Here is a 22,252-nt window from a genome sequence, read left to right as displayed (position 1 = left end):
CTTCTCCTTAGAGATAGGGCGCTTTTGTCATAGGATCCTGCACTTCTTGCGCAATCATCAGATCCCATGTGCTCATCAATCGGGTGATCGCCGCATCGATCTTCTCGTAAGGAACGCCGTCCTGAGCTTGTATCGAAATGCCTCGAAGAAAGGTTTCGAACAAGGTGACCCGCATATCGACGTCGGCAGAATCGGGCAGTTCTCCGTTTGCTACAGCCCGTTCTATGCAATCTTTGATCCAACCGCGAACTTTTTCCCGTTCCTTGGCGAGCAGATCTCGAATTTGCTGCTGCTCGGGAGAACAGTTTACGGCGGACAGAACCAATAGACAGCCCAGAGGGTGCGAGTTCTCCGTCTGCATTCGCGCGGATCGCCGCAAACCTTGTTCAATGGCGGCTTTCGACGTCAAACTCGTATCGCGGAAACTCTCCGATACCTGACCGTAGGTGGAGATGTACTGCTGCACCGCTTCGCGGAACAACGCTTCTTTGGACTCGAACGCGGCGTAGAAGCTCGCCGGAGAGATGCCTCCCATAACCGCGCGCAGCTGAGCGAGCGAAGCGGGTTCAAAGCCGCGTTCCCAAAATAGCAGCATAGCCGCGGTTACCGCCTGATCACGATCGAATTCGCGGGGACGTCCGGTTCGTGGCATAAGATGACCTCCTTTGTTAATTATATAATAGTCGTTCCAGAAGTCCTTGACAAGAAAAGAGGATTGAATTTAATATATGGAATGACTGATCCATATATCGACTCATTTTAAGGAGGAAACGAAGATGGCTGACTTTTCATCATCCGCGAATAGGGCACGATCCGCGAATGCTTCTGTACGGCTTCCCTGGTTTGCGCTTCTGGCGCTTGCCATGACGGGATTCATATGTATCCTGACGGAAACGATCCCGGCCGGGCTGCTGCCGTTGATCGGAGAGGGCCTGCATGTCACCAAAGGGTTGGCCGGTCAGCTCATTACTTTTTATGCGCTCGGCTCTCTGGTGGCCGCCATTCCGTTCACGATTTTTACCGGAGGGTATAGACGGCGTCCGCTGCTGATCGCGATCGTCGTGGGGTTTTTGGTGTTTAACACGATTACCGCTTTGTCGACAAGCTATGTTTTGACGCTTATCGCGCGTTTTTTTGCCGGCGTGGCGGCCGGTGCGGCTTGGGGCATGATCGCCGGTTACGCGCGGCGGATGGTACCGGATGCCTTGAAAGGGCGCGCGTTGGCTGTCGCGATGGTCGGGACGCCGATTGCGCTTACATTCGGAGTGCCGATCGGGACTTTGCTCGGCGATCTGATCGGTTGGCGTGCCGTATTCGGACTGATGTCTGTTCTGACTCTGGGGTTGATCGGATGGGTGTTCTGGAAAGTGCCGGATTATCCGGGACAATCCGCGAAGCAGAGAATGACGGTAAGACAGGTGCTCGTTTTGCCCGGCATACGTCCGATCCTTGCGGTCGTGCTCGCGTGGATGTTGGCGCACAATATTTTATACACGTATATTTCGCCGTTCTTGGAGCCTTCCGGACTCGTGGAGAATGTCGGTTTGGTCCTGCTGATTTTCGGTTTGGCCGCGCTGATCTCGATTTGGATTGTCGGCCTATGGGTAGACCGCATGCTGCGAACGCTTGTCTTGATCAGTCTGATCTGTTTTGCGCTGGTAGCGGCCGTATTATGGGCGGGAGCTCAATCGGCGCCTATCGTTTATGCGGCAGTCGTCGTATGGGGACTTACGTTCGGAGGTGCAGCTACCTTGCTGCAAACCGCGTTGGCTGATGCCAGCGGCGAAGAAGGAGTCGACGTCGTCATGCCGATCAATACCACGGTATGGAACATAGCGATTGCCGGCGGAGGCCTTATAGGAGGTACTTTGCTGGAAGTTGTCGGGGTTCAGTGGTTTCCGGCAGTTTTGTTGGCGCTGCTGCTTATAGGGTTGATTATAGCGTGGCGAGCTAAGATCCATGGTTTTCCAAGAAAATAGACACAGGGTTCGATCCGGAACTCCGAGCGGGTTTTAACAGATTGCTTGTAATGAGGTCCACGATATAAAGACGCGAGCTAATACGCGTCTTTATATGATTTCCGAACGACAAATCGGAGGGTCGGCAGCGCCGATTCAGCACAAAAACAGAATGACGCGCTCAAATCATTCATAAATGTGCAGGTTGCTAAGCAGCTAGCGGAAATTCGAAGAAGGATTGCAAATAGACTGTTTGGACTTTTTAATCGTTATACATAAACACAAAATCCGTATTTTGTACATATGTATGTATAGGAAAAAACGGAAAAGCTATTTTGAAATCTGCTTTTCCGTTTGATTGGTTTCTTGTTCCCCAAACTAGCTCATGCAGAACGCTTATTCGAAATCCGTCTGAAAACTGATGCTCTTATTGGCTTCAAGCTTTTCATGCAATTGAACCAGCTTTTCAGATGCTCTCTGATAAGCATCGCTTCCCAAAAACAATTGAACTGGCGGATTCGGCGATTCTGCCAGGTTAATGAATACTTCGGCTGCCTTTTCAGGATCACCGAGCTGCTTGCCATCCGTCGATACAAATCGGTCGTGTCCCGAGTGAATCTCGCTATAATCTTCTATTTTATCGGCAGATAAAACCAGCGAATCCGCTTTGTTAAACTGAGTTCTAAATCCGCCCGGAGCTACTGCCGTTACTTGGATTCCCAGATGCTTCACATCCTGAGCAAGGACCTCCGTCAATCCCATTAGCGAGAACTTCGTAGCCGCGTACACACTCCAGCCCATAGTAGGAGCAAAACCCGCAATCGAAGCGATGTTAAATATATGCCCTGAACGCTGTTTTCGCATATACGGCAGTACACTCCGAACGACGTTGATCGGTCCAAAAACATTGACTTCAAAGCTTGCAACGATTTCTTTCTCGGATAACTCCTCAATCGCGCCTCCGATCCCATAGCCCGCGTTGTTGACAACTACGTCTATTTGTCCAAACGTCTCGTACGTTTTCTCCACGGATTTCTGAATCGAATCCGCTTGCGTCAAATCAACCGCCAACGGTAAAAATCGTCCTTCTGACACCTCTCCGACCGCTTGCTTTAACTCTTCGATCTGACGTGAAGTTGCAGCCACTCTGTATCCGCTCTTAATCAATTTTCTGACCAAAGATAATCCGAGTCCTTTCGAAGCACCGGTTACATACCATACTTTAGCCTGCTGCATGTTTTTCCCTCCAAATAGATAATCATTTTGCGTAAACGGTCGATTGCGACACGCCTGTCGGAACAAATCCATTATGTGCCTCTCCTTCTGAATTCCTTTAGCCTATTACCTCCATATTCTTGCCTATTATTGTCATCTGCTTAACAAAGACAGTTCGAGAATTTATAATGGCTTTAAAACGAAATATAGATATAGGAGAGATACGCATGCTGGATGAAGATCAAAAAACATACTTCAAGCAGTTAGAACTTGCAAAGCTCGTCGAGAAGTTCTCTGTTGCAGACGGCGACCATATCACTCCGATCCCTTCCTTGCATCTGGTTCGAGATTCTCGATCCGATGTTCCCGTATGTAGAATTCAAAAACCTTCGCTATGCATTGTAGCTCAAGGCGAGAAGGTTATTATGCTCGCAAACGAGCGCTATCAATATGGGGTATCCGATTACTTAGCGGTATCTTTGGATGTGCCGATCACCGGTCGCGCTGTTGATCCTTCACCTAAGGTTCCTTACTTAGCGATTCGTTTGGATTTAGAGGCTAACCAAATTTTTCAGATCATGAAGGAAACCGAATTACTGCCTGAGAACAATAAAAAGTATCATAAAGGGCTATTCGTAGGAAAAATGAATCATGCTCTTCTCGATGCAGCCGTTAGACTGGTAGGTCTTTTAGAGACGCCGAAAGACATTCCGGCACTTGCTCCTCTTGTCATACGCGAGATGATCTATAGACTCCTCAGCGATGATCATGGAGGTGTGTTTAAGCAAATTGCTCTGGTTGGAAATAAGTATGCCTCTATTGCAGAAGTGGTTGAGCGGATCAAAAACAACTATGACGAACCTCTTCGTATCGAAGAATTAGCCGAGCTGGGGAATATGAGCACTTCCTCGTTATATCGTCATTTTAAAGAGCTAACCGCCATGACCCCCGTACAGTATCAGAAGCAAATCCGATTACAAGAAGCGCGCCGTCGCCTTCTAACCGAATCGACCCACGTGGCAGACATCGCATTCGAAGTAGGCTACGAAAGCCCCTCCCAATTCAGCAGAGAATATGCACGCCTATTCGGCTTTTCTCCGGTAAGCGATATAAAGCGGTTCGTCTGAATTGCCAAGAAACCCGAACCGCGTAAAAAGCTCTTGTTTTCAAACTTCATTAATCATGGATTTATGTAACTTTTATAAGATATAGCCTTCGAGGAAACGCCCATTTGGCATGGATAAATAATCAAAAGACGCTGCGATGAAAGCTTATCCTTCATACGCCCGAGTTTAGTCGAAGCCTGATGATAATCATAGGCGTCCCGGTTATCGGTCCGTACGCATGATTCGGCATCACTTCGAAAAATAAGAATTGCTTTTCTAAACCGATCGGTTTATAGTAAAACAAACAGTATAGAAAGCGAGGAAATAATCATGACAAAACTGATTCCCCCGTTTACTCTCGAAACGGCTATTCAAAAAACGCGTATGGCCGAAGACAGTTGGAACAGCCGAGATCCGCAGCGCGTTTCGTTGGTGTACACCGAGGATTGTTATTGGAGAAATCGCAGCGAATTCATCACGGGCCGCGACGAGATCGTCTCTTTGCTCACTCGCAAATGGGCCAAGGAATTGGACTACCGGCTGATCAAAGAATTGTGGGCATTTACGGATAACCGTATTGCGGTGCGATTCGCTTACGAATGGCATGACGACAGCGGCAATTGGTTCAGATCGTACGGAAACGAGAATTGGGAATTTGCCGAAGACGGCTTGATGCAGCGCAGATTCGCTTGCATTAACGACATGCCGATCAAAGAAGAAGATCGAAAATTCCATTGGCCGCTCGGGACGCGTCCTTCCGAACATCCAAGCTTAAGCGAGTTAGGCCTATGACGCGGACTGTTTTTGAGAAACCCGACGTCATCCCTCTTATTACCGAGGTATTTCGCGAGTTAGGTTACGAAGGTGCATCCATGAGCAAGATCACGTCCCGAACCGGACTGTCCAAAGGGAGCTTGTATCACTTCTTCCCCGGCGGAAAAGACGAGATGGCTGCCGAAATTCTGGCTCATATCGATCAATGGTTTGTTCGACATCTGTTTGAACCGCTCGAGCAGAACGAAGCGCGCGCGGCAATCGATCACATGTGGCAGGAGGTCGATGCCTATTTTCAGTCCGGCCAGCGTATATGCCTCATCGGCGCATTTGCTTTGGACGAAACCCGAGACCGGTTCGCTGCCGCGATTCGGCAGTACTTTGTCAGATGGATTGAAGCGTTCAGTGCGGCATTGGTCCGAGCAGGACTCTCCCGCGAAGCTGCCGATGTCATTTCGGAGGAAACGATTGCCGGGATTCAAGGAGGATTGGTTCTAAGCAGAGCGCTTCATGACGAGGCCTTCTTCGGACGCATGTTGGCCAACCTCTCGCAGCGAGTCTCTACTGCTCTATCTGCAAGCCGATCCGTCGAATGATGCCCGTTTCAGCAATCAATCTATCGGAGGTCCAATCATGAGCCATTTTGTTATCGATCAATTGGGATTTGTACGCCGTCAGACCATCGAGTACGCGAAAAATATGAACGACTCCGCATCGGAAATCGTTCCGACCGGTTTGAAGAATCATATCAAATGGAACTTGGGCCATATGTATGTGGTACACGAGAAATTCGCTTTTCAGCTTACCGGTCACGAAACGCAATATCCGGACACCTTCAATCTATTGTTTGATCCAGGCACTAAGCCGTCTGATTGGACGATCGAACCTCCGCCTTTGTCCGAGATCATCGACTTGTTGATCGAACAAATCGAAAGAGTCGAACAGATTCTGGCAAGCAAAATGAAAGAAGAAGTCAATCCTCCTTACAAGTCTTCTATAGGGCTTCTTTTCATTCAGGTCGAACAATTGCTGGCTTTTCTGATCTATCACGAAGCCATGCACTTTGCCACGATAAAAAATATAAACAGACTTCTCATTCATACGCCCGGGTCAACCGATACTGCGCCGGCGTAATGCCGTGCTCCCGTTTGAACAAACGCACGAAATAATTAAACTCCATGCCTACTCTTGTCGCGATCTCGCCTACGGACAAATCGGATTGCTCGGCCAGAAGCTGCGCGCCTCGAAGCAGTCGCAGACGCTGCAAATACTGGCCGGGATTTACGCCGTAGTTCTCTTTGAACTTGCGCTGAAAATGCTGCTTCGAATACCCGACCGTGTCGGCGATGTTCGCGATGCTTAACTCTTCCATGTAATGCTGCTCCATATAATGCACGGACTTGCGAATCAGCGCTGTAGCTCCCGCGTGATTGCGATCGTCAGATGACTGGCTGCCGATCTGAGTCATGGCGGCGATCGAGGTGAGCCAATCATAAATCTCGGTCGATACGCGCTGGTCATAGTCCCGCTCGTCCGTTTCTTTCCCGTTCCATAACCGAATCAGACCCGCTTCAAGCTGCCGCAAATGCTCTTCGCTCACCGCAAGTGGTCGTCTAACCGGAATCTCCAGCGCATGAATCAAAGGTTCGACCAGCTTCCCTTCGATCCCCATGTACCCTAAGATCCAACGCTCCGTCGTCGGACCGTAATCATGGGCTTGTTTGCCGGGAACAAGCAGAATCTCTCCTTTTTGCAGCGTAACGGACAATCCGTTTTCAAAATCGAAAATCCCCGCCCCTTCCAAAGCGATCATACATTGAAAAGTCGGGTAACCGATCGGACGATGAATCTGATGCTGGTGATGCAGTCCGCAGCTATACAAAGACAACGGCCATTGGATCTTGCTGTGCTGATGAAAAAGCTTGAACGGTAACATCTTCTGCCTCGCTTTCTTTCGAATCCGAAAATAAGACCAGTTCCCTGTCCGCTTCAGGGTTCTGGTCTTAGCGTATACGCGAATGTTCCGCACGGCAACTGTCTTAATTCGCCTTTCTCTCGAACTCTTTGTAAAAGTCATCCCGCATTTCAGATACGGCCAAATAACACGCCTTACCTGCCAATAACTTGGCCGGAACTCTCCACGTCGCTCCGTAGTAATAACTGTCCGCCGCGAGTTCGCCGTCTACATAGATCTGCGCCGCATCGCCGTAATAATCAATGTCGATCATCCCCTGCGTTTCCGTAACGGACAGCTTTTGCCAGTCGACTCGCCGTTCGCCGCCGATATGCAGTTCTTCCGTATGTTTCGGTTCAAAAGGAAGTTCCGTAACCGCCTCATAAGTCACGATAGGTGCCGTATAGGCTTGTCGAATAGACTTCGAATCAAACCTAGCCCCTTTCCAATGCCAATAACGAATATCGCCGCCTGCGACGGACCGAATTTCGCCATCCGTTTTGTACAGATCGCAGCCATCTCCTACAACCAATTCTCCGTCCAATCTGCGCAAATACCGGGCTTGATCCCAAGTCAGCGTCACGATGGTCGTCCCTTCAACTTGCACCGCCGATTCTAACCCCGCTTCAGCGATCGTCTTTTGACCGTTATCGAATCGATACTCCGGCGTAATCCCCGGAATTTGCGCGAAGAAATACGTATTCCCGGCTCTGCACAAAGGCTGCGCCGTCGCATAATCGAGAACGACGCCGGACAGTTCCATCCCGAACGGCATAAAGAAACTGACTTCGCCGCACACGTCTATTTCCGGAAACGCGATGCTGCCCGTATCGATCACGACCTCTCGCACATCCGCAAGCTCGGTCAAGCGTTGAACGTGGTTCACGAACACGAATCCGCTATGTCCATCCGTACGCATCGCGTATCTCAAGGAAGTCGTATCGTTTCTGCCAACGGCATGCGCAGCTTCGACCCGGACCATCGGCGCAAGCGCTTCCTGAAAATCTTGGACAAACAAATGCAGCAGATTGAGCAGCCGATACTGTTCCCTCACTTCGCCGTATTCGGATAACGCGCATTGAAAATCGTACGACAGAATCGGATAATCGTTCGGATAGCCGGTCGCTTTCGATTCTTGGAACGTCGATCGTCTGCCGATCTGATTGGTGCCGCCGTGATACATATAATAGCCGATCAGGTTATTTCCGTCTCCGATCTTCACGAGCGAGATACTGTAAATGTCCATCGGCTTGATCAGCGGCCTCCGATGATGCGTCACTTGAATCCCGCTGCCCAGCTCGCATGTCGCGAACGGATACCGTTCATACGGCAGCCGCCATTTCGAATCCGTGTCGACGACCTGAGGAAGCAGATCCGCCCCGATGCCCGTATCGTTTCGCATACCCGTAAAAAAGTAATGCGGAGACGGCGGCAGCGGGTCCAAATGTTCTTCCCACGGCGCTTCGCAGTACCCGCCGAATACGGGAAGCACTTCGTCTACCGGAATCCGAGCGCCTTCTACGGCGTTCCATCCCGTCACCGTATAGATCGGAGCGATGATCCCGCATTCGATCGCGATTTCTTTGAGCTTGGCGAGATGATCGGGTTGATCCGTCAGCTCGTTCTCCAACTGCACCGCGATGATGTTGCCTCCGTCTTTGTAGAAGAGTCCTTGGACCTGTTCGAAAATCTTTGCGTACCAAGTTCGGACTTGCGCGAGGTATTCCAAATCATTTTCACGGAGTTTGTACGGTTTCTCCAACAGCCAATCCGGAAATCCGCCGTTGCGGCATTCGCCGTGCGCCCACGGACCGATCCGGATCACGACGTCCAGCCCGACTTTTCGGCATGTTTCGATAAAAGCGCGCAGATCGTTATCGCTGGAAAAATCGAAGACGCCTTCGATCTCTTCATGGTAGATCCAGAAGACGTAGGTCGAGACGAGCGTGATCCCGCCGGCTTTCATCTTGCACAGCTCGTCGTGCCAATCGCCGCGATCGCATCGGGAATAATGGAACTCGCCCATTACCGGAATATGCGGCTTGCCGCCTCGTTCGAGATACAAGCTGGTGACTTCGATCTTCTCGCCTGCCGGATTGCTTCCTCCGAGATCCAGATGGTTGCGGAGCAGTTGGAGTTGCGGGATCGCTTTAAACGTGTAAGTCATGGATTCGCCCTCTTTCGCCGTGATCGTTTTCCGATTCTTTTGCCGATCTCATTGTAGCTAAGAAGACGAACGTCCCGTTAGGATTCGAAGCATCAAAATTAGCACAAAATGAACATGAGCGCTTCGGCGGATACGCCAAACAGGAGAGAACCCGGAAGTCCTCTCCTGTGTCGATCGCATAAAATTAAACTTAGTTGTCTTTTCTTTTCCCGATCTCGTTTTGTTTCGCTCTCAATTTCTCGGGCGTCACGTCGTCTCCCAGCGGATCGATGATCGTCGAATTCATTAGCAGCTCGTCGACCGAACCGCGGAACGTGCGCAGATATTCTTTGCGAAGCAATGCTTGTTCTTCCTTCTCCGCCTCGGTCAGACCGACTTCTTTTTGTTTCTTGGACAGCTCGTTGATTCGTTCCAAACTCGGGTTTACCATAGGATGTCCTCCCTGACTTTACGCCTTTTATATCATATTTTAACGAATTTCGGCTGTCGTGTACATCCTTGCAGGGTAAGCTTCAGTTCTCTCAGCGTCTTTTGAGCAGATTGTACCAGCGTATCCCGCCGTGCTCCGACTCCGATACGCCTTCATTCGCAAAGCCGAGTTTTTCGTAAAAAGGAATCAGTTCCTCTTTGCAGGTCAGCGTGATCCCTTCCCGATCGTTCGTCTCGGCCAACTCTTCCAACTTGTCCATCAGAAGCTTCGCGACGCCTCGACCTCTCGCTTGACCGGATACGGCCAAACCCAGAATGCTCTGATAGCCTCCGCGAGCGGGGTTGGCTTGACTCTCGGTGAACAGGTCGTCCGTGATATACGGCTGATCGATGATCGGGCCGTTGACGTAACCGAGAAGCGTGCCTTCCTGCTCGGCTACGATGAACGTATCCGGTATGAATCGGATGCGCTCGATAAAGGCTTCCCGAGTAGCAGCTTCGTCTGCCGTAAAGCCTTCGTTTTCGATCAGGACGAGCCGGTCCAGATCTGTAGGGCGTACGTTTCGTAAAGTAATCATGGGACTTCTACCTCTTCTTAGCAAATTCAACATAACGACTGACGGTTCTCAAGATGACTTTTTAGCTATGTACGAGCTCTGCTTCTCTCGAAGCCGGTGCTTTCTTCGGTCTGAAGACCTCTTCGAACTTCTCGTCGATCCAGTCTTCGATTTCTTCAACATTTTCGCTTCTGCATAATAAGACGCCGCCTTGCAGCGCAAACACGACGTACTCGTATCTGTCCCCCAGAATCGACGTTTTCAATACTTTCGTATTGATTCGGCCAGCGTTGAAATTCAAAGCATCCGTTACCGAATCTTCTTCAAACCTAGTCAACATCCCCCAAGCTTTTGTCACTCCCGAGTCCTCATTTCTTATCGCATAAGCAGCGTAATAAATTTACCATCTTGTCGATGGCTTTTGTCAGTTTACCAGTTTTTGTTTCGTTGTACATCCATAAAAAATTAAATAATTAGAAATAAATAGGGCAAATAATTCATAAAACATAGAAAATTAAAATGAATCTTTTAAAAGTTCGAAAAAAGGGCTCTCCGCTATCGAAGGCCCTTTTGGCTGTACAAGCTATTTTATTGCTTATTCGCCGCTTCGTATATTGCCGACCGGCAAATTGAAGAAGCGCACTATGAAGAATCGTTCGCCGTCGAGCGAATAATGGAACCATCACGAAATCTAAGGTAGATCGGCTCTCATTCAACCAACCTCTAACCCGTAAGCCCGGCAAGCCTCTTCCAACCCGCCCGCGAAGTACGTCTCCGATGTCGTAAACGCCCATTCTCCGTCGATCTTCCGGAACTGGCCCAGTACCAACGTATCGCATACCGCGCTCGGCATGTATTCGAACGTATGATACAGATCCAACTCGTTATCGATCGTCAGCTCCACTTTGCGTTTATACGTATCGAGCGAACCGACGACCACGATCCGCGTGCAGTGCGCAGGCAGCTTCGCCAGATCGAGAATCAGCAGCTTTTCCCACACGCTGTCGTTGATCAGCTTCGCGCAGCCGCTCGGATGATCCGGTTGATTGTAGAAGACGAAGTCGTCTTCGCCCGCGCAGCGATCCTGTTCGTTCACCAGAAAAGCCGAAATATCGATATCCACTTCGTCTTCCGAGTCCAGCTTGGACAGCTTGAGCTTCAGTTCATGCTCCGGCGAGATCCCGATTCGCGAACGGAGCCGTTCTTCCGTTTTGTTCAGCTGCGTTTTGTCCCAGACTTCCACGCCGAGCTGCTCCGCCATCTGGAGCGCGGCGCGGCTGAAGTAACTGGTCGTCACCACCAAGTAACGATCGCAATCGTACATTTTCGCGCCGGCGTACACTTCCTGCACGGCACGTACCGGCACGACGTTACTGAAGCATTTGAGCTGCACCGCCGTGCGGACGCCGCCTTTGATCAGAACCAAGTCGACTCCGTAATCCGGCGCATAAGGATCGCTGGTCGGCACTTCCACGTCATAGCCGAGCTTCGTGAACAAGTCCTGCATCTGATATTCGAACGTTCGGCCGTCGAGCGCGATCTCCTCGAGCACTTCGGGCGTGAACGAATAGGTCGTCGTCAGGTCGGGAATGCCGTAATGTTTCGCGATCAGCTCCATACCCGCATCGTAGCCGTTTCCGATCGCATTGAAGCGCCATTGGTCTTTGTACGCGTACAGCGAACCTAACTCCAATGCCGTATTGCTTGCGCAAGTGCTCATATCCACTTCATATCGCAGCAGTTCTCGATTGTCGTAGGTCATCAGGCGGATATACAGTTCTTCCGGCACGCCGTGCGGCATGACGAGCGTGAACAGCACTTTGTCCGGACCTGCTTGCCCGATCGCCGCCAGATTGACCGTATACAGCTCCATATCTTCCGTCGGCAGCTCTCTACCGTCTACATGCGTCATGCCGATCGTCGACTTGTTTCCGAAAAAAGCGATGCTTTCCGCGTCCGGCAGAAGATTGTTCGCAAGCAGCATGCCCGCGGTGAGACACTCGCCCTCCGACGTTTTCCAACCGATGCCTACCTTGAGATTGTTCGGTTCGATCGGGGTCTTGGAGCCTTTGACCACCTGCCGAGATGCGGAACGGTCTTCGGTCTGCATCACGCGAACCCGCCCGTTCATCGGAAGATTGGTTTTATTGATATATTGGGTGAATTTGTTGAATACTTTGCGATAGAGCACGGAGGTTGCGAGACCGGAGATTTTCGGAGCGTGCGTCAGCGTTACGTTTTTCGGCGTTTTTTCCGTGCAGCGAAGCGGATAGCCTTTGATCGAAATGAAATTCCAGAACAGATGCGGCGCGTTCATGGCCGTAATCCGGGTCAGATAAGGCGTCACTTCTTCGTCCGTAAACCAGATCAGATGCGTGATTTCGCTCGTCGTGAACAGTTTGGAGAACAAGTCGATCTTTTCGCCGCGTGCCGGGTCCAGACCATAAATCTGTTCTTTCATGTAAGTATGGGTGTTTTCGTGCGTGAACGCCGGCAATTGGTAAAAGGATCCGTCCTGCTGGGCGACCACTTTGACCGGACCGTTCAGCGTCAGCGGAGACAGCTTGTTGAACACCGTTTGCATATTGTTGCGTTTCATGTATTTTTGCAATCCCTCTGCGACGTTGACGATCAGGATGACGTTCATCTTGTCACCTTCGACGCTTTGGCGGTTTAAGTACGATTGATACGAACTGCGGTAACTGCTGGAACCCATAAGATGCCCCTCCTTGAGGAAATTTCTCTCTAAAAATAAGTATAGTTCTAAAGTTCCACTCGCTCTCTAAATAGTACTCTCTTTTCTATTGGAAGTGAATGCACAAAAAGAAAAAAAGAGCCGATTGCGAATCCCGTTGACATGCTCATATCTCGATGATATATTGTGCATACACGATATACACGCGATAAAGGAGATGAGCACATGATCATGCTGGACGTCCGGAACCTCAACAAGAAGTTCCCGCACTTTCAATTGAACGACGTTTCTTTTCAACTGCCGCAAGGCTATATTATGGGCTTTATCGGGCTTAACGGCGCGGGCAAGACCACCACGATCAAATCGATCTTGAACCTGATTTCGATCGACGGCGGGGACATTCGGATTATGGGCCGAAATATGAACGAACACGAGGTCGAGCTGAAGCAGAAAGTCGGATACGCGTTCGGCAATATCGACTTTTACACGCGGAGCAAAATCAAAACGCTGACCAAAGTCTTCAAAACGTTCTATGACCATTGGGACGAAGAGACTTATCAAGCTTATATCCGGAAGTTCAAGCTGATCGAAGACAAGAAAATCGCCGAGCTGTCCACGGGAATGAAGGTCAAATACAGTCTGGCCCTCGCTCTGTCGCACGGCGCCAAGCTGCTGATCTTGGACGAGCCGACGAGCGGCCTGGATCCGGCGGCGCGCGACGATCTGCTGGACGTATTCCGCGAACTGGTGCAAGACGGGGAGATCAGCATCCTTTTCTCGACCCATATCACCTCCGATCTGGAGAAATGCGCCGATTACATTACTTACATTCACGAAGGGCGCATCATCAACAGCGCGGAGAAAGAAGAATTCGTCGATGCGTATCGCCTGATTCACGGCAAAGTCGAAGATCTGGAAACCATCAAAGATCGCCTGATCGCGCATAAAGTGAATTCGTTCGGCTTTACGGGCCTGATCCTTACCGAGCACTTCATGCCTTCCCCCGCGTTTAAGGCCTCGATTCCGAATCTCGAAGAAATCATGATCTATTATTCCAAAAGGGAGGCCGCGCATGTATAATTTGCTGTTGAAAGAATTGAGGCTCGGCGTGAATCCGTTCTTCTTCGTGCTTCCTCTGATCACGGGAGCGCTTATGCTGATTCCCGGCTGGCTGTACTTTATCGTTTCGTTATACTTCTGCATGATCACGGTTCCGAATATGTTCGGCGGTTACAAGAGTCAGAACGACTTGATGTTCACCAGCATGCTGCCCGTCGACAAGAAGAATATCGTCCGAGCCAAAGTGATGCTGATCGTGCTATTGGAAGCTCTGCACGTCATCGCGGCGATGATCTACGGTCAAATCAGCTTGAGTCTCTATCCGCGTCTCGACTACATTTTCTTTAAGCCGACTCCCGGTTTCTGGGGACTGACTTTGGTGATGTTGGCGCTGTTCAATCTCTTTTTCATCTCGATGTATTATAAAACGGCGTATAAGTACGGGGCGGCGACGCTGGTCGCATGCACGGTGGCCGTGTTGTTCGCGGGCGGAGCCGAATGGCTCGGCATTCAAAATCAGTTCGTGCACGACGTGTTCAAAGGCAGCGGTTCCGACAACGGCTTGATTCAATATTCGATTCTGATTACGGGGGTATTGATCTTCGCCGCATTGACTTTCGTCGCTTATCGCACGGCCTATCAACGATTCAAGAAAGTAGAAGTGTAGCCTCATGAATATCAGGATCTCCAACACCTCCGAAAAACCGATCTACCAGCAAATTTTCGAACAAATCAGCGCTCAAGTCCTCAAAGGCGAGTTGGAAGGCGGTTATTCGCTCCCTCCGATCCGTCAGGCGGCCGTCGAGCTTCAAGTCAGCATCATCACGGTCAAAAAAGCTTGGGAAGAGCTGGAACGTTCCGGCTTGATCTATACGGTAACCGGCAAAGGCTGTTTTATCACGGAGCTGTCGCCGGATCGGATGATCGAGAAGCGCAACGAAATGATTCTTAAACAGATGGCGGTCGATATCGAATATTACCGCTCGTTCGGACTCGGACTGGACGAAGTGGTCGAGCTGTTGAAAAGCATTTACGAGTAAAAAACAAGAAAAAGAAACAACAAAACAAACACCCTGATTCGGCGCAGCCTTTCGCGCTTTACGAATCGGGGTGTTCGGCTTATCCGAGCGTTTTCACCATGCGGTACATCGAGAAAGCCGGCTTATCGATCTCGCCCGATACCCGGTAGCCCAGACGTTGATACAAGTTGAAAGCCCGCTCGTTTTCTTTTTTGACCGTAAGCGAGCACTTCGAGAATCCCTGCCTGGCGGCTTGTTCTTCGGCGAAAGCCAACAGCTTCGTGCCGACTCCCAATCCCCGACTCTCCGGCACGGAAGCCAACGTCCCGATATGGAACTCGTCGTCTTCGCCTTCCGTCATGCTGATCATGGAATACAGAAGCTTGAGATGGCGAAGATTGTAGCGCAGAAGTTCGAGTTTGCGCAGCTTCAACAGCTGTTTGAAAGTCGGCCAAGCCAGACGTTTGAGCACTTTGACCGGATAGCAGGTGACCATGCCGACGATCTGCTCGCCCGCCCGCGCTTCGAATGCATATTCGTGACTGAAGCGATTGCCGCCGTTTTTCCATAATTTGCGGAACGTATGCGCCAGCACTTGCCTGTCCTCCGAACCGGACAAACAGTAGGCCATATAGTCGAGCGCCATCTGATTGAGCTTGCCGCCGATCGCGGAATGCGCCTGCGCGCGCCGGATCGTCACGGTTACGGGATTCGAAAGATTCGTTGTCATGCAAAGACCCCCTCGATCGTTACGTTCACGCGGCCGACGGGCAATCCCGTAAAAGCTTCGACCTTTTCCCGAATATTCGCCTGCAAACGTCGGCATACCTCGGGCATGTTCAGGCGATGCCGAATCAGGACCGATACATGGATATCCAGACCTTGAGGCGAATCCTGAAGATCGACGGGATCGGGTCGGCTTCCGAACCATGACACCCTGCGACCGGAGTTCCTTTTCGAAGCGATCAAGGTACCGACTGTCACCTGTACCGAATCGAGAATGATCTTCGAGACGATCCGCTTCGAAATGTCGATCTTGCCTAACGGATTTTGAATATGCATCGGTCTTCCCCCGCCTTTATTCATGATATCATTTTCGCTATTTTTGATAAATAAAAATACTTTATGATAGTAATTTATATCATTTTTAGACGCGGGTCAACTTTCTACATCGGATCGCGGCAGGTTGGCGAAGACGAATCGAAAGAGGTCGCTGCTGCTTCATGCCATTCCGCGTTCGGAGAGACGCCGATTAACGGTTACGCCTCGCTATGCCGAACGCCGTGATAGAACGTGTTGACCAGAAGCTGCGCGGCCGAATTGCGGGCCACATTGCCTTCGACCACCTGCTGCCACGTCAGGAACAGCAGCGAATAGAGCACCTCCGCAATCCAGTTCTTATCCATGTCGCGGCGAAAATGACCGTTCTCTTGCAGCCGCTCGATCGCGTGAAGCAAAGGCTGACGCAGCGCACGGTCCTGCTGCTCGATCTCTTTGTTGCTGTTGACGCTTGCATCGTGATTCAGGAAATAGATCTTGTCGCCCAGCGGAATCAGCGCTTCGATCAGCTTGGGAATATACGCTTCGGCCTCTTCTTCGTCGAACTCGATACCTTGAATCGTCTCGGCCACCACTTCGATCGCGCGGAAGCCCAGATGGATCATGAGCTGTTCGCGGCTTTCTACGTAACGGTGGAGCGTGGCGATGCCGACGCCGGCCGACTCCGCGATCTCGCCGAGCGACGCGCCGGGATTCTTCACCAGACATTGCGTCGCTTGGTCCAGCAGCGTATTCAGACGGGCTTGCTTGATCGGCGTTAACGGTTTGCTGTTCATGCTACGGTACACCTCTTTACGGGCAGGATCGTTGAAGCCATATGGGATAGTATAGCATATCGGAAAGATCGATCGGTCCAACGGTAAAAAAGAGGCTTCCTCTAAAGGAAGCCTCTTTTCTCCTATCTCTGTGTTCGGTTCGAAGTTACGGCGTGTGTTTGGCCACGTTGTTCAACGTAAACGGAAGAAGATCCCATTCGCCGTTCAAGTTAAATGCGGACGATCCCGTCGCGACGCCTTTTTTGCGGATCAACGTGCCGTTTGTCGTCAGCGGTTTCGCACCGGAAGCCGGCGTCCAATTCTTGTCGCCCAGTACGTCGATGACTTGCCCGTTCTCGACCAGTTCGAACGCGCAGACGATATAACCGTCGAACTTGTAATTCCAGTCGAGGTTCATGACCAGTTCATCATGATAACCCGCAACTTGGCTTCGATCCATGAATTCATAAAATACATTGTTGATCACAAGTCCCGTATTTCCTTTATAAATCCCCATGACGTTGGCCTGAGAATTCGGCTTGTAATCCCGATCCAACATTCTCTCCATCTGTCCGGTCTGCAGATTATAGCGGTATCCGATGATCTGATAGTTCAGATTATCTTCGTTCAGATTATACATTTCGAGCACGATATTCGCTGAAGTCTCCCGCGAGTATTCCGAGAAGAACGCGGCCGCGCCCTGCTGCGAACGTACATCCAACTGAACCGACGCGGCTTTGCCGTCGGCGGAGACCACGACGTAAGAAACGATCCCCGGCGTGCTGCCCGGCACCATGTTCAACGTATTTCCGCTTAATACCGGCGCGTTTTCTCGGACGAGCGTCCCGTTCTCCGCCCGGTAGACCGTAAACGGCTGCTGCGCAGGGAAGTAAGGCGCGAGATCGTAAGAAACGTTGGCGATGCCTGTCTTGGTGGCGATCGTTTTCTGATGTACCAGCTCGGCTGCGTTGACTTGCACGGTCGTGCTGGTCTTGCCGCCGCGTCCGTCATCGGCGGTGACCGTCACGGACGTTTTGCCGCCGCCGATTCCCGAAGACAGCTTGAGCAGGTTTCCGTCGACGATCGCGGCGACTTTGCCGTCGGCGGCTTGCGCGCTGTACGTCAGCGGATCCCCGTCATCGTCGCGGAACAACGAATCGACAGCGAACTGAGTGCCGAATCCCGATACCACGAGCTGTTCGGGAACCGACCCGATCACGACCGGCGCTTCGTTCGACAGCACGGTGACCGTAAAGACGGTATCGATCTTGTTGCCGGCTGCGTCCGTCGCCGTGACGGTAATGACCGACGTTCCGTCCGCCACTCCGGTTACGTTCAGCTTCTGACCCGAGACCGATACGGATGCCGCAGAAGTATCGGCGGACACGGCTTGATACGTCAGCGCGTCTTCGTCCGGATCGCCGAATACGTTCGCGAGATCCACTTCGACCGTTTTGCCCGGTTGAACGGACTGCGCGGCGATCGTCTGCGCGACGACCGGCGCTTGATTCGGACGGACTTCGACTTCGAAGGTCTTCGAAGATTGACCTCCGCGCGAGTCGGAAGCGGTCACGGTTACGCGGGTACGGCCCAATGATACCGCGCCCAGCGTTAATTGATTCCCGCTTAAGGAAGCGGACGCGACCGAATCGTCGTCGGAAGCTGTGCTCAGCGTCAATGCGTCGCCGTCGGCATCCGTAAACAATCCGCTTACGTCGATTTTCCGGTCGACGCTTCCGAGCGACAGCGTGCGATCCGTCAGGTCTCCGGCTTGCGGAGCCCGGTTCACGGTCACTTTGAAGATCTGTTCGGTCTTTCCGCCGCGTCCGTCGTCCGCTTGAAGACGGATCGAAGCCGTTCCTCCGGCAAGCGGACGAATCGTCAAAGTATCGGACGCGCTGTTCAACGATACGAATGCCAGATCTATGTTCAGCGAGGAAGCGGTTAAAGTCAACGCGTCGCCGTCTTCATCCCGGAAGACCTGACTCAGATCGATCGCCTCATCGCCCGATCCGAGCGTGATCAAGCGATCTTGAACGGCACGGGCGACGATCGGAGAACGGTTGACGACGACGTCGAACGTTTTGTCGGTTTTGCCGCCGTATCCGTCGCTCGCGGTAACCGTAACGGTCGTCGTACCGGCCGCGTGAGGATCGACCGTGATTTCCGTGCCCGAAACGGATACGGAAGCCACCCCGGCATCGGACGAAGAAGCGGCGAATGTCAGCGCATCGCCGTCAAGATCGGCAAAAAGTCCGGAGACGTCGACTTTACGTGTTCCGTTTCCGATCGTCAGCAGTTGATCGGCCGGCGATCCCGAAGACTGCGGCGCCCGATTGACCCGAACGGCAAAGCTGCTGTCGACCTGTCCGCCGCGTCCGTCGTCGGCGGTCAGCTTGATTGTCGCGGAACCTGCGGACAACGGGGTCAGCTTCAACGCGGTTCCGACCACGGCGGCTTGCAGAACCGACAGATCGGCGGATTCGGCGGACAACGTCAACGGATCGGCGTTCAGATCGTCGAAGACGCCGGCCAGATCGATCGTCGCATCGCCGCCGGTCAACTGAACATAACGATCGCCGATCGCCTGCTTCACGGTCGGTGCCGCGTTAACCCGCACGTCGAACGTCATATCGGTCTTTCCGCCGCGTCCGTCGTTCGCCGTAACGGTAACGGTCGTGTTTCCGCCCGATACCGGAGACAACAATACGGAATCGCCATAGGCGGGGCTGAACGCCGCGGTCGCGATCGCCGGCGAAGCCGAATGAACCTCATACGTCAGCGGATCGCCGTCGGCATCGCTGAACGCCGAAGCCAGAGAAATCAGAACTTCGCTTTTTCCGACCATCATGTCCTGCGTTTCGATCGCCTGACTCAGTTTCGGACTATGATTGACCTCCAAGACGAAAGTTTGTTTCGCCGAACCGCCTTTGCCGTCTTTGGCGGTCACGGTGATCGATACCGGTCCTTCGGCCAGAGGCGTAATCGTCAAGTCGCTGCCGTTTATCTGGGTCGAAGCCGCGGAAGCGGTTTGCGACGAGGCTTCGAACGTCAGCGGATCGCCGTCCGGATCTTGGAAAGCGCCCGATAGATCCACCTGAACGTTCGTGCCTACCGAAGCTTTGCGATCGGCCAGCGGGGCCGAGATCTGCGGCGAACGATTCACGCGGACGGCGATTTCTTGGGTAAGCGTGCCGCCGCGGCCGTCTTCCGCGGTCACGGTAACCTTCGTCTGTCCCAGCGCGGCGGCCTGCAATTGAAGCTGCTTGCCGACTGCGGAAGCCGAGACGACGGTTTTGTCCGCGGAGACGACTTTGTAGGTCAGCGGATCGCCGTCCGGATCGCTGAAGTAAGCGCTCAGATCCAGCGTGCTTGCCGCCGCATCAAGCGTCGCCGTTTGCTCCGGAATATTTTTCGCGACCGGATTGCGGTTCACCGTTACCGCAAAGTCGTGATTGACGCGGGCGTTGTTGGTGTCGTAAGCCTGCGTGCGAACCGTGATCTTGCCCGCCAACTTCGCTTCGATGATCAAGTTGTTGCCGTCTACCGTCGCCGTCACCAATTCGGGCGCGGAGGAGGCTTTGACCAGCGTCGCTTTGTAATACGAGAGATTGCCGTCGGCATCGCTGAACACCTGAGACAGATCGATCGTTTTCTTTTCTCCGAGGGTCATCGTGAAATCTTTGATCGGCGTGCGGACGACCGGCGGACTGTTAACCGGCCCCGTATTGGCGGAAGCCGCGCCGTTCGCGCTGCCGATCTGCGGCTGTGCCGCCGCATAATTGGCGATGACCGCTCCGGGAGCTACGCCGGCCGGCGTCGAGAGGCTGCCGACCGTCAGATTCGAGCCTACCGTAATCGCGGCGTTCGGCTGCGTGACGGTCAGTTTTCCGATCGTGCCGGTCGTATTGAGCGCGACGGGAGAAGTCGTCTGTACCGTCATCTGGCCGATATTGGCCGTTCCGCCGATCGTCGACGCCGTATTGACGTTCACCGAAGAAACCGCGCCTTGCAAGCTGATCTGCCGGGCGGCTCCCGTTACGTTAAGCTGATCGATCGACGCGGCAGGCGCGCCGACGATCGTCGAATCGACGTTCGCGTTCACGGTCTGCACGAAGGTCTGTCCGAGCGCTTCCACCCGGACATTCGTTTTGTTGACATCGACGGCGGACAGATTCGAACCGTCGAATACGACCGTGTTCGCGTCGCCCCCGTTCACGATCGTCTTGCCTTGCACTTCGATTCCTCTGCCGTAGAAGTCGTTCTCCAGTTCCCGGCCGATCTCCAGATTCCCGGTCACCGTCAAGTTGGCCAACGACACATAATCGTTTGCGACTTTGATGTTCCCGTCCACGATGCTTTGCTTGCCGTCGAGCAGCAGGTTGCCGCTGAATTCTTTTTTGCCTTTCGCGGCGGCCGTTCCGCCTCGGCGAAGCTCGAGCTCCGTAATCTTGTCCACATGCCGCCCCGTCGCTTCGAACCGAATCTTCGCGCCTTGCAGCGCGGCACGGTTCGCCCGGCTCAGAATCCCTTTCGTTCGATCCGAAACGGAGTACGTGAAGCCGTTGATCGTCACGCCGAGATCGGAAACGTCCTGAATCGTGCGGGTCACGTTCGGATGTTTATCCGGATAGAACGTTTCCATAAACATATTCGCGACGTCCTGCCGTTTTACCGCCTGTCTGGGAAGGAAAGATCCGTCTTCCGTTTGCATCCATTCGTTTTGCAGCGCGATCCGTACCGCTTTTTCGGCCCAAGATCCGATCTGGGTACCGTCGCGAAGCGATATCGGCTCGCCGGTTACGATTGCGGCGCCTTTGGCGGCTTGCACCAGTACAGCGGCGAGTTCCTGACGGGTAACCGGTGCGTTTGCGCGAAAACGGTGCTGTCCGTCGCCTTTCATCAGACCGGATTTGGCCGCAGCTTCGATATAAGGACTGCCCCAAGCTTGAGCCGAGACGTCCCGGAACGAGGACGCAGCCGTCCTGCCGGTATCGAGCTTAAGGATTCGCGTCAACACGACCGCCAACTCCTGCCGCGTTAAGGTCGCTTGAGGACGAAAACGTCCGTCGGTTCCGCCTGTCAGAAAGCCTAGTTCGGCGGCTTCAAGGATCGCTTGGCGCTGATCGGCCGGCACGTTCGCAAGATCAAGGAATCCCGAATTCGGGTTTGCGGCCGGACGAGCTTCGGCGGCGCGTATCGATTCGGCATTCGGTCCGATCGCGGCGGTCAACATGCCGGTCGCGATCACGAGTTTGGATAAACGACTTCTCACTCAGGTATCCCCTTTGTCTATGTTCTATGGTAGTGATGGAGAATTCGTTCGGAAGACCTTGTTCCTTTGTCCAAGATCAGATTTTGCTAACTAGGTATATCGGACGAAATCATGCGTGTTTAAAGATATAAATCACGAATTTTAAATTTTTTTGCTAAAATTTATTTAAATAATCGACTCAATTCGACATTAAGTTCAATATTTATGAATCGGATTGCCAACTCATGAAA

General features: G+C 52.4%; 20 protein-coding genes. 8 read left to right on the top strand and 12 right to left on the bottom strand.

Annotation, left to right across the window (positions count from 1 at the left end; genetic code table 11):
* Positions 1 to 7: 7 nt before the first annotated feature.
* Positions 8 to 652, bottom strand: a complete 645-nt coding sequence (locus CDO73_RS02985) for a TetR/AcrR family transcriptional regulator (RefSeq protein WP_088487002.1) — start codon at positions 650 to 652, stop codon at positions 8 to 10.
* A 211-nt stretch (positions 653 to 863) separates the two neighbouring features.
* On the opposite strand from CDO73_RS02985, the gene CDO73_RS02980 reads away from it, so the two are divergent.
* On the top strand, positions 864 to 1,979 hold the full coding sequence (locus tag CDO73_RS02980; RefSeq protein ID WP_256972532.1) for an MFS transporter: 1,116 nt from the start codon (positions 864 to 866) through the stop codon (positions 1,977 to 1,979).
* Between the two features lie 375 nt (positions 1,980 to 2,354).
* Here CDO73_RS02980 and CDO73_RS02975 read toward each other — a convergent pair whose 3' ends face one another.
* A complete protein-coding gene (locus CDO73_RS02975; protein WP_256972530.1) occupies positions 2,355 to 3,266 on the bottom strand; it encodes an SDR family NAD(P)-dependent oxidoreductase in 912 nt (303 codons plus the stop codon).
* A gap of 134 nt (positions 3,267 to 3,400) precedes the next feature.
* On the opposite strand from CDO73_RS02975, the gene CDO73_RS02970 reads away from it, so the two are divergent.
* The 4 genes from CDO73_RS02970 to CDO73_RS02955 all read left to right on the top strand — a co-directional run bounded on the left by CDO73_RS02970 (position 3,401) and on the right by CDO73_RS02955 (position 6,187).
* Positions 3,401 to 4,300: an AraC family transcriptional regulator gene (locus CDO73_RS02970; protein ID WP_088487000.1), complete on the top strand. Its 900-nt coding sequence runs from the start codon at positions 3,401 to 3,403 to the stop codon at positions 4,298 to 4,300.
* Positions 4,301 to 4,609: 309 nt separating this feature from the next.
* Entirely contained in the window at positions 4,610 to 5,071 is a 462-nt protein-coding gene (locus CDO73_RS02965; protein WP_088486999.1) for a nuclear transport factor 2 family protein, read from the top strand.
* Positions 5,068 to 5,649, top strand: coding sequence for a TetR/AcrR family transcriptional regulator (locus CDO73_RS02960; protein WP_088486998.1), 582 nt, complete (start codon positions 5,068 to 5,070; stop codon positions 5,647 to 5,649). Before CDO73_RS02965 ends, CDO73_RS02960 begins: the two co-directional genes overlap by 4 nt.
* A 37-nt stretch (positions 5,650 to 5,686) precedes the next feature.
* On the top strand, positions 5,687 to 6,187 hold the full coding sequence (locus tag CDO73_RS02955; RefSeq protein WP_088486997.1) for a DinB family protein: 501 nt from the start codon (positions 5,687 to 5,689) through the stop codon (positions 6,185 to 6,187).
* Here the strand turns inward: CDO73_RS02955 and CDO73_RS02950 are convergent.
* The 6 genes from CDO73_RS02950 to CDO73_RS02925 form a co-directional block, all read right to left on the bottom strand.
* Positions 6,147 to 6,989, bottom strand: a complete 843-nt coding sequence (locus CDO73_RS02950) for an AraC family transcriptional regulator (protein WP_179218514.1) — start codon at positions 6,987 to 6,989, stop codon at positions 6,147 to 6,149. The genes CDO73_RS02955 and CDO73_RS02950 overlap by 41 nt on opposite strands.
* Before the next feature lie 103 nt (positions 6,990 to 7,092).
* A complete protein-coding gene (locus CDO73_RS02945; protein ID WP_088486995.1) occupies positions 7,093 to 9,174 on the bottom strand; it encodes a beta-galactosidase in 2,082 nt (693 codons plus the stop codon).
* 190 nt (positions 9,175 to 9,364) lie between these two features.
* Positions 9,365 to 9,604 (bottom strand): DUF896 domain-containing protein, encoded by a 240-nt coding sequence (locus CDO73_RS02940; RefSeq protein ID WP_088486994.1) that lies wholly within the window; start codon positions 9,602 to 9,604, stop codon positions 9,365 to 9,367.
* A gap of 91 nt (positions 9,605 to 9,695) precedes the next feature.
* A complete protein-coding gene (locus tag CDO73_RS02935; RefSeq protein ID WP_088486993.1) occupies positions 9,696 to 10,181 on the bottom strand; it encodes a GNAT family N-acetyltransferase in 486 nt (161 codons plus the stop codon).
* Between the two features lie 61 nt (positions 10,182 to 10,242).
* Positions 10,243 to 10,518 (bottom strand): hypothetical protein, encoded by a 276-nt coding sequence (locus CDO73_RS02930; protein WP_143536056.1) that lies wholly within the window; start codon positions 10,516 to 10,518, stop codon positions 10,243 to 10,245.
* A 354-nt stretch (positions 10,519 to 10,872) separates the two neighbouring features.
* Positions 10,873 to 12,876, bottom strand: a complete 2,004-nt coding sequence (locus CDO73_RS02925) for a TerD family protein (protein WP_088486991.1) — start codon at positions 12,874 to 12,876, stop codon at positions 10,873 to 10,875.
* Between the two features lie 204 nt (positions 12,877 to 13,080).
* Here CDO73_RS02925 and CDO73_RS02920 point away from each other — a divergent pair, with 204 nt between their 5' ends.
* The 3 genes from CDO73_RS02920 to CDO73_RS02910 are packed head-to-tail and all read left to right on the top strand — an operon-like array spanning position 13,081 to position 14,954.
* Positions 13,081 to 13,935, top strand: coding sequence for an ABC transporter ATP-binding protein (locus CDO73_RS02920; protein ID WP_088486990.1), 855 nt, complete (start codon positions 13,081 to 13,083; stop codon positions 13,933 to 13,935).
* On the top strand, positions 13,928 to 14,581 hold the full coding sequence (locus CDO73_RS02915) for an ABC-2 transporter permease (protein ID WP_088486989.1): 654 nt from the start codon (positions 13,928 to 13,930) through the stop codon (positions 14,579 to 14,581). Before CDO73_RS02920 ends, CDO73_RS02915 begins: the two co-directional genes overlap by 8 nt.
* A gap of 4 nt (positions 14,582 to 14,585) precedes the next feature.
* Positions 14,586 to 14,954 (top strand): GntR family transcriptional regulator, encoded by a 369-nt coding sequence (locus CDO73_RS02910; RefSeq protein ID WP_088486988.1) that lies wholly within the window; start codon positions 14,586 to 14,588, stop codon positions 14,952 to 14,954.
* A 79-nt stretch (positions 14,955 to 15,033) separates the two neighbouring features.
* Here the strand turns inward: CDO73_RS02910 and CDO73_RS02905 are convergent, their stop codons facing one another.
* The 4 genes from CDO73_RS02905 to CDO73_RS02890 form a co-directional block, all read right to left on the bottom strand.
* Positions 15,034 to 15,663 carry a GNAT family N-acetyltransferase gene (locus CDO73_RS02905; RefSeq protein WP_143536055.1) on the bottom strand — a complete coding sequence of 210 codons (630 nt, stop codon included), beginning with the start codon at positions 15,661 to 15,663 and terminating at the stop codon, positions 15,034 to 15,036.
* A complete protein-coding gene (locus CDO73_RS02900) occupies positions 15,660 to 15,995 on the bottom strand; it encodes an Asp23/Gls24 family envelope stress response protein (RefSeq protein ID WP_179218511.1) in 336 nt (111 codons plus the stop codon). The genes CDO73_RS02905 and CDO73_RS02900 overlap by 4 nt, the downstream gene beginning before the upstream one ends.
* Positions 15,996 to 16,192: 197 nt before the next feature.
* Positions 16,193 to 16,768 (bottom strand): TetR/AcrR family transcriptional regulator, encoded by a 576-nt coding sequence (locus tag CDO73_RS02895; RefSeq protein ID WP_088486986.1) that lies wholly within the window; start codon positions 16,766 to 16,768, stop codon positions 16,193 to 16,195.
* Positions 16,769 to 16,913: 145 nt separating this feature from the next.
* Positions 16,914 to 22,022, bottom strand: a complete 5,109-nt coding sequence (locus tag CDO73_RS02890; protein WP_088486985.1) for an S-layer homology domain-containing protein — start codon at positions 22,020 to 22,022, stop codon at positions 16,914 to 16,916.
* Positions 22,023 to 22,252: the final 230 nt, after the last annotated feature.

The organism is Saccharibacillus sp. O23, from assembly GCF_002205895.1.
GTDB lineage: Bacteria > Bacillota > Bacilli > Paenibacillales > Paenibacillaceae > Saccharibacillus.
This window is presented reverse-complemented; position numbering and strand designations above follow the sequence as displayed.

Excerpts from the sequence above, each read along its gene's own strand:
- CDO73_RS02955 (WP_088486997.1), top strand. The coding sequence starts at position 5,687 with ATGAGCCATTTTGTTATCGATCAATTGGGATTTGTACGCCGTCAGACC.
- CDO73_RS02965 (WP_088486999.1), top strand. The coding sequence starts at position 4,610 with ATGACAAAACTGATTCCCCCGTTTACTCTCGAAACGGCTATTCAAAAA.
- CDO73_RS02975 (WP_256972530.1), bottom strand. The coding sequence starts at position 3,266 with ATGGATTTGTTCCGACAGGCGTGTCGCAATCGACCGTTTACGCAAAAT.
- CDO73_RS02950 (WP_179218514.1), bottom strand. The coding sequence starts at position 6,989 with ATGTTACCGTTCAAGCTTTTTCATCAGCACAGCAAGATCCAATGGCCG.
- CDO73_RS02960 (WP_088486998.1), top strand. The coding sequence starts at position 5,068 with ATGACGCGGACTGTTTTTGAGAAACCCGACGTCATCCCTCTTATTACC.
- CDO73_RS02905 (WP_143536055.1), bottom strand. The coding sequence starts at position 15,663 with ATGACAACGAATCTTTCGAATCCCGTAACCGTGACGATCCGGCGCGCG.
- CDO73_RS02910 (WP_088486988.1), top strand. The coding sequence starts at position 14,586 with ATGAATATCAGGATCTCCAACACCTCCGAAAAACCGATCTACCAGCAA.
- CDO73_RS02925 (WP_088486991.1), bottom strand. The coding sequence starts at position 12,876 with ATGGGTTCCAGCAGTTACCGCAGTTCGTATCAATCGTACTTAAACCGC.
- CDO73_RS02935 (WP_088486993.1), bottom strand. The coding sequence starts at position 10,181 with ATGATTACTTTACGAAACGTACGCCCTACAGATCTGGACCGGCTCGTC.
- CDO73_RS02900 (WP_179218511.1), bottom strand. The coding sequence starts at position 15,995 with ATGCATATTCAAAATCCGTTAGGCAAGATCGACATTTCGAAGCGGATC.
- CDO73_RS02895 (WP_088486986.1), bottom strand. The coding sequence starts at position 16,768 with ATGAACAGCAAACCGTTAACGCCGATCAAGCAAGCCCGTCTGAATACG.
- CDO73_RS02980 (WP_256972532.1), top strand. The coding sequence starts at position 864 with ATGACGGGATTCATATGTATCCTGACGGAAACGATCCCGGCCGGGCTG.
- CDO73_RS02985 (WP_088487002.1), bottom strand. The coding sequence starts at position 652 with ATGCCACGAACCGGACGTCCCCGCGAATTCGATCGTGATCAGGCGGTA.
- CDO73_RS02940 (WP_088486994.1), bottom strand. The coding sequence starts at position 9,604 with ATGGTAAACCCGAGTTTGGAACGAATCAACGAGCTGTCCAAGAAACAA.
- CDO73_RS02945 (WP_088486995.1), bottom strand. The coding sequence starts at position 9,174 with ATGACTTACACGTTTAAAGCGATCCCGCAACTCCAACTGCTCCGCAAC.
- CDO73_RS02920 (WP_088486990.1), top strand. The coding sequence starts at position 13,081 with ATGATCATGCTGGACGTCCGGAACCTCAACAAGAAGTTCCCGCACTTT.
- CDO73_RS02915 (WP_088486989.1), top strand. The coding sequence starts at position 13,928 with ATGTATAATTTGCTGTTGAAAGAATTGAGGCTCGGCGTGAATCCGTTC.
- CDO73_RS02970 (WP_088487000.1), top strand. The coding sequence starts at position 3,401 with ATGCTGGATGAAGATCAAAAAACATACTTCAAGCAGTTAGAACTTGCA.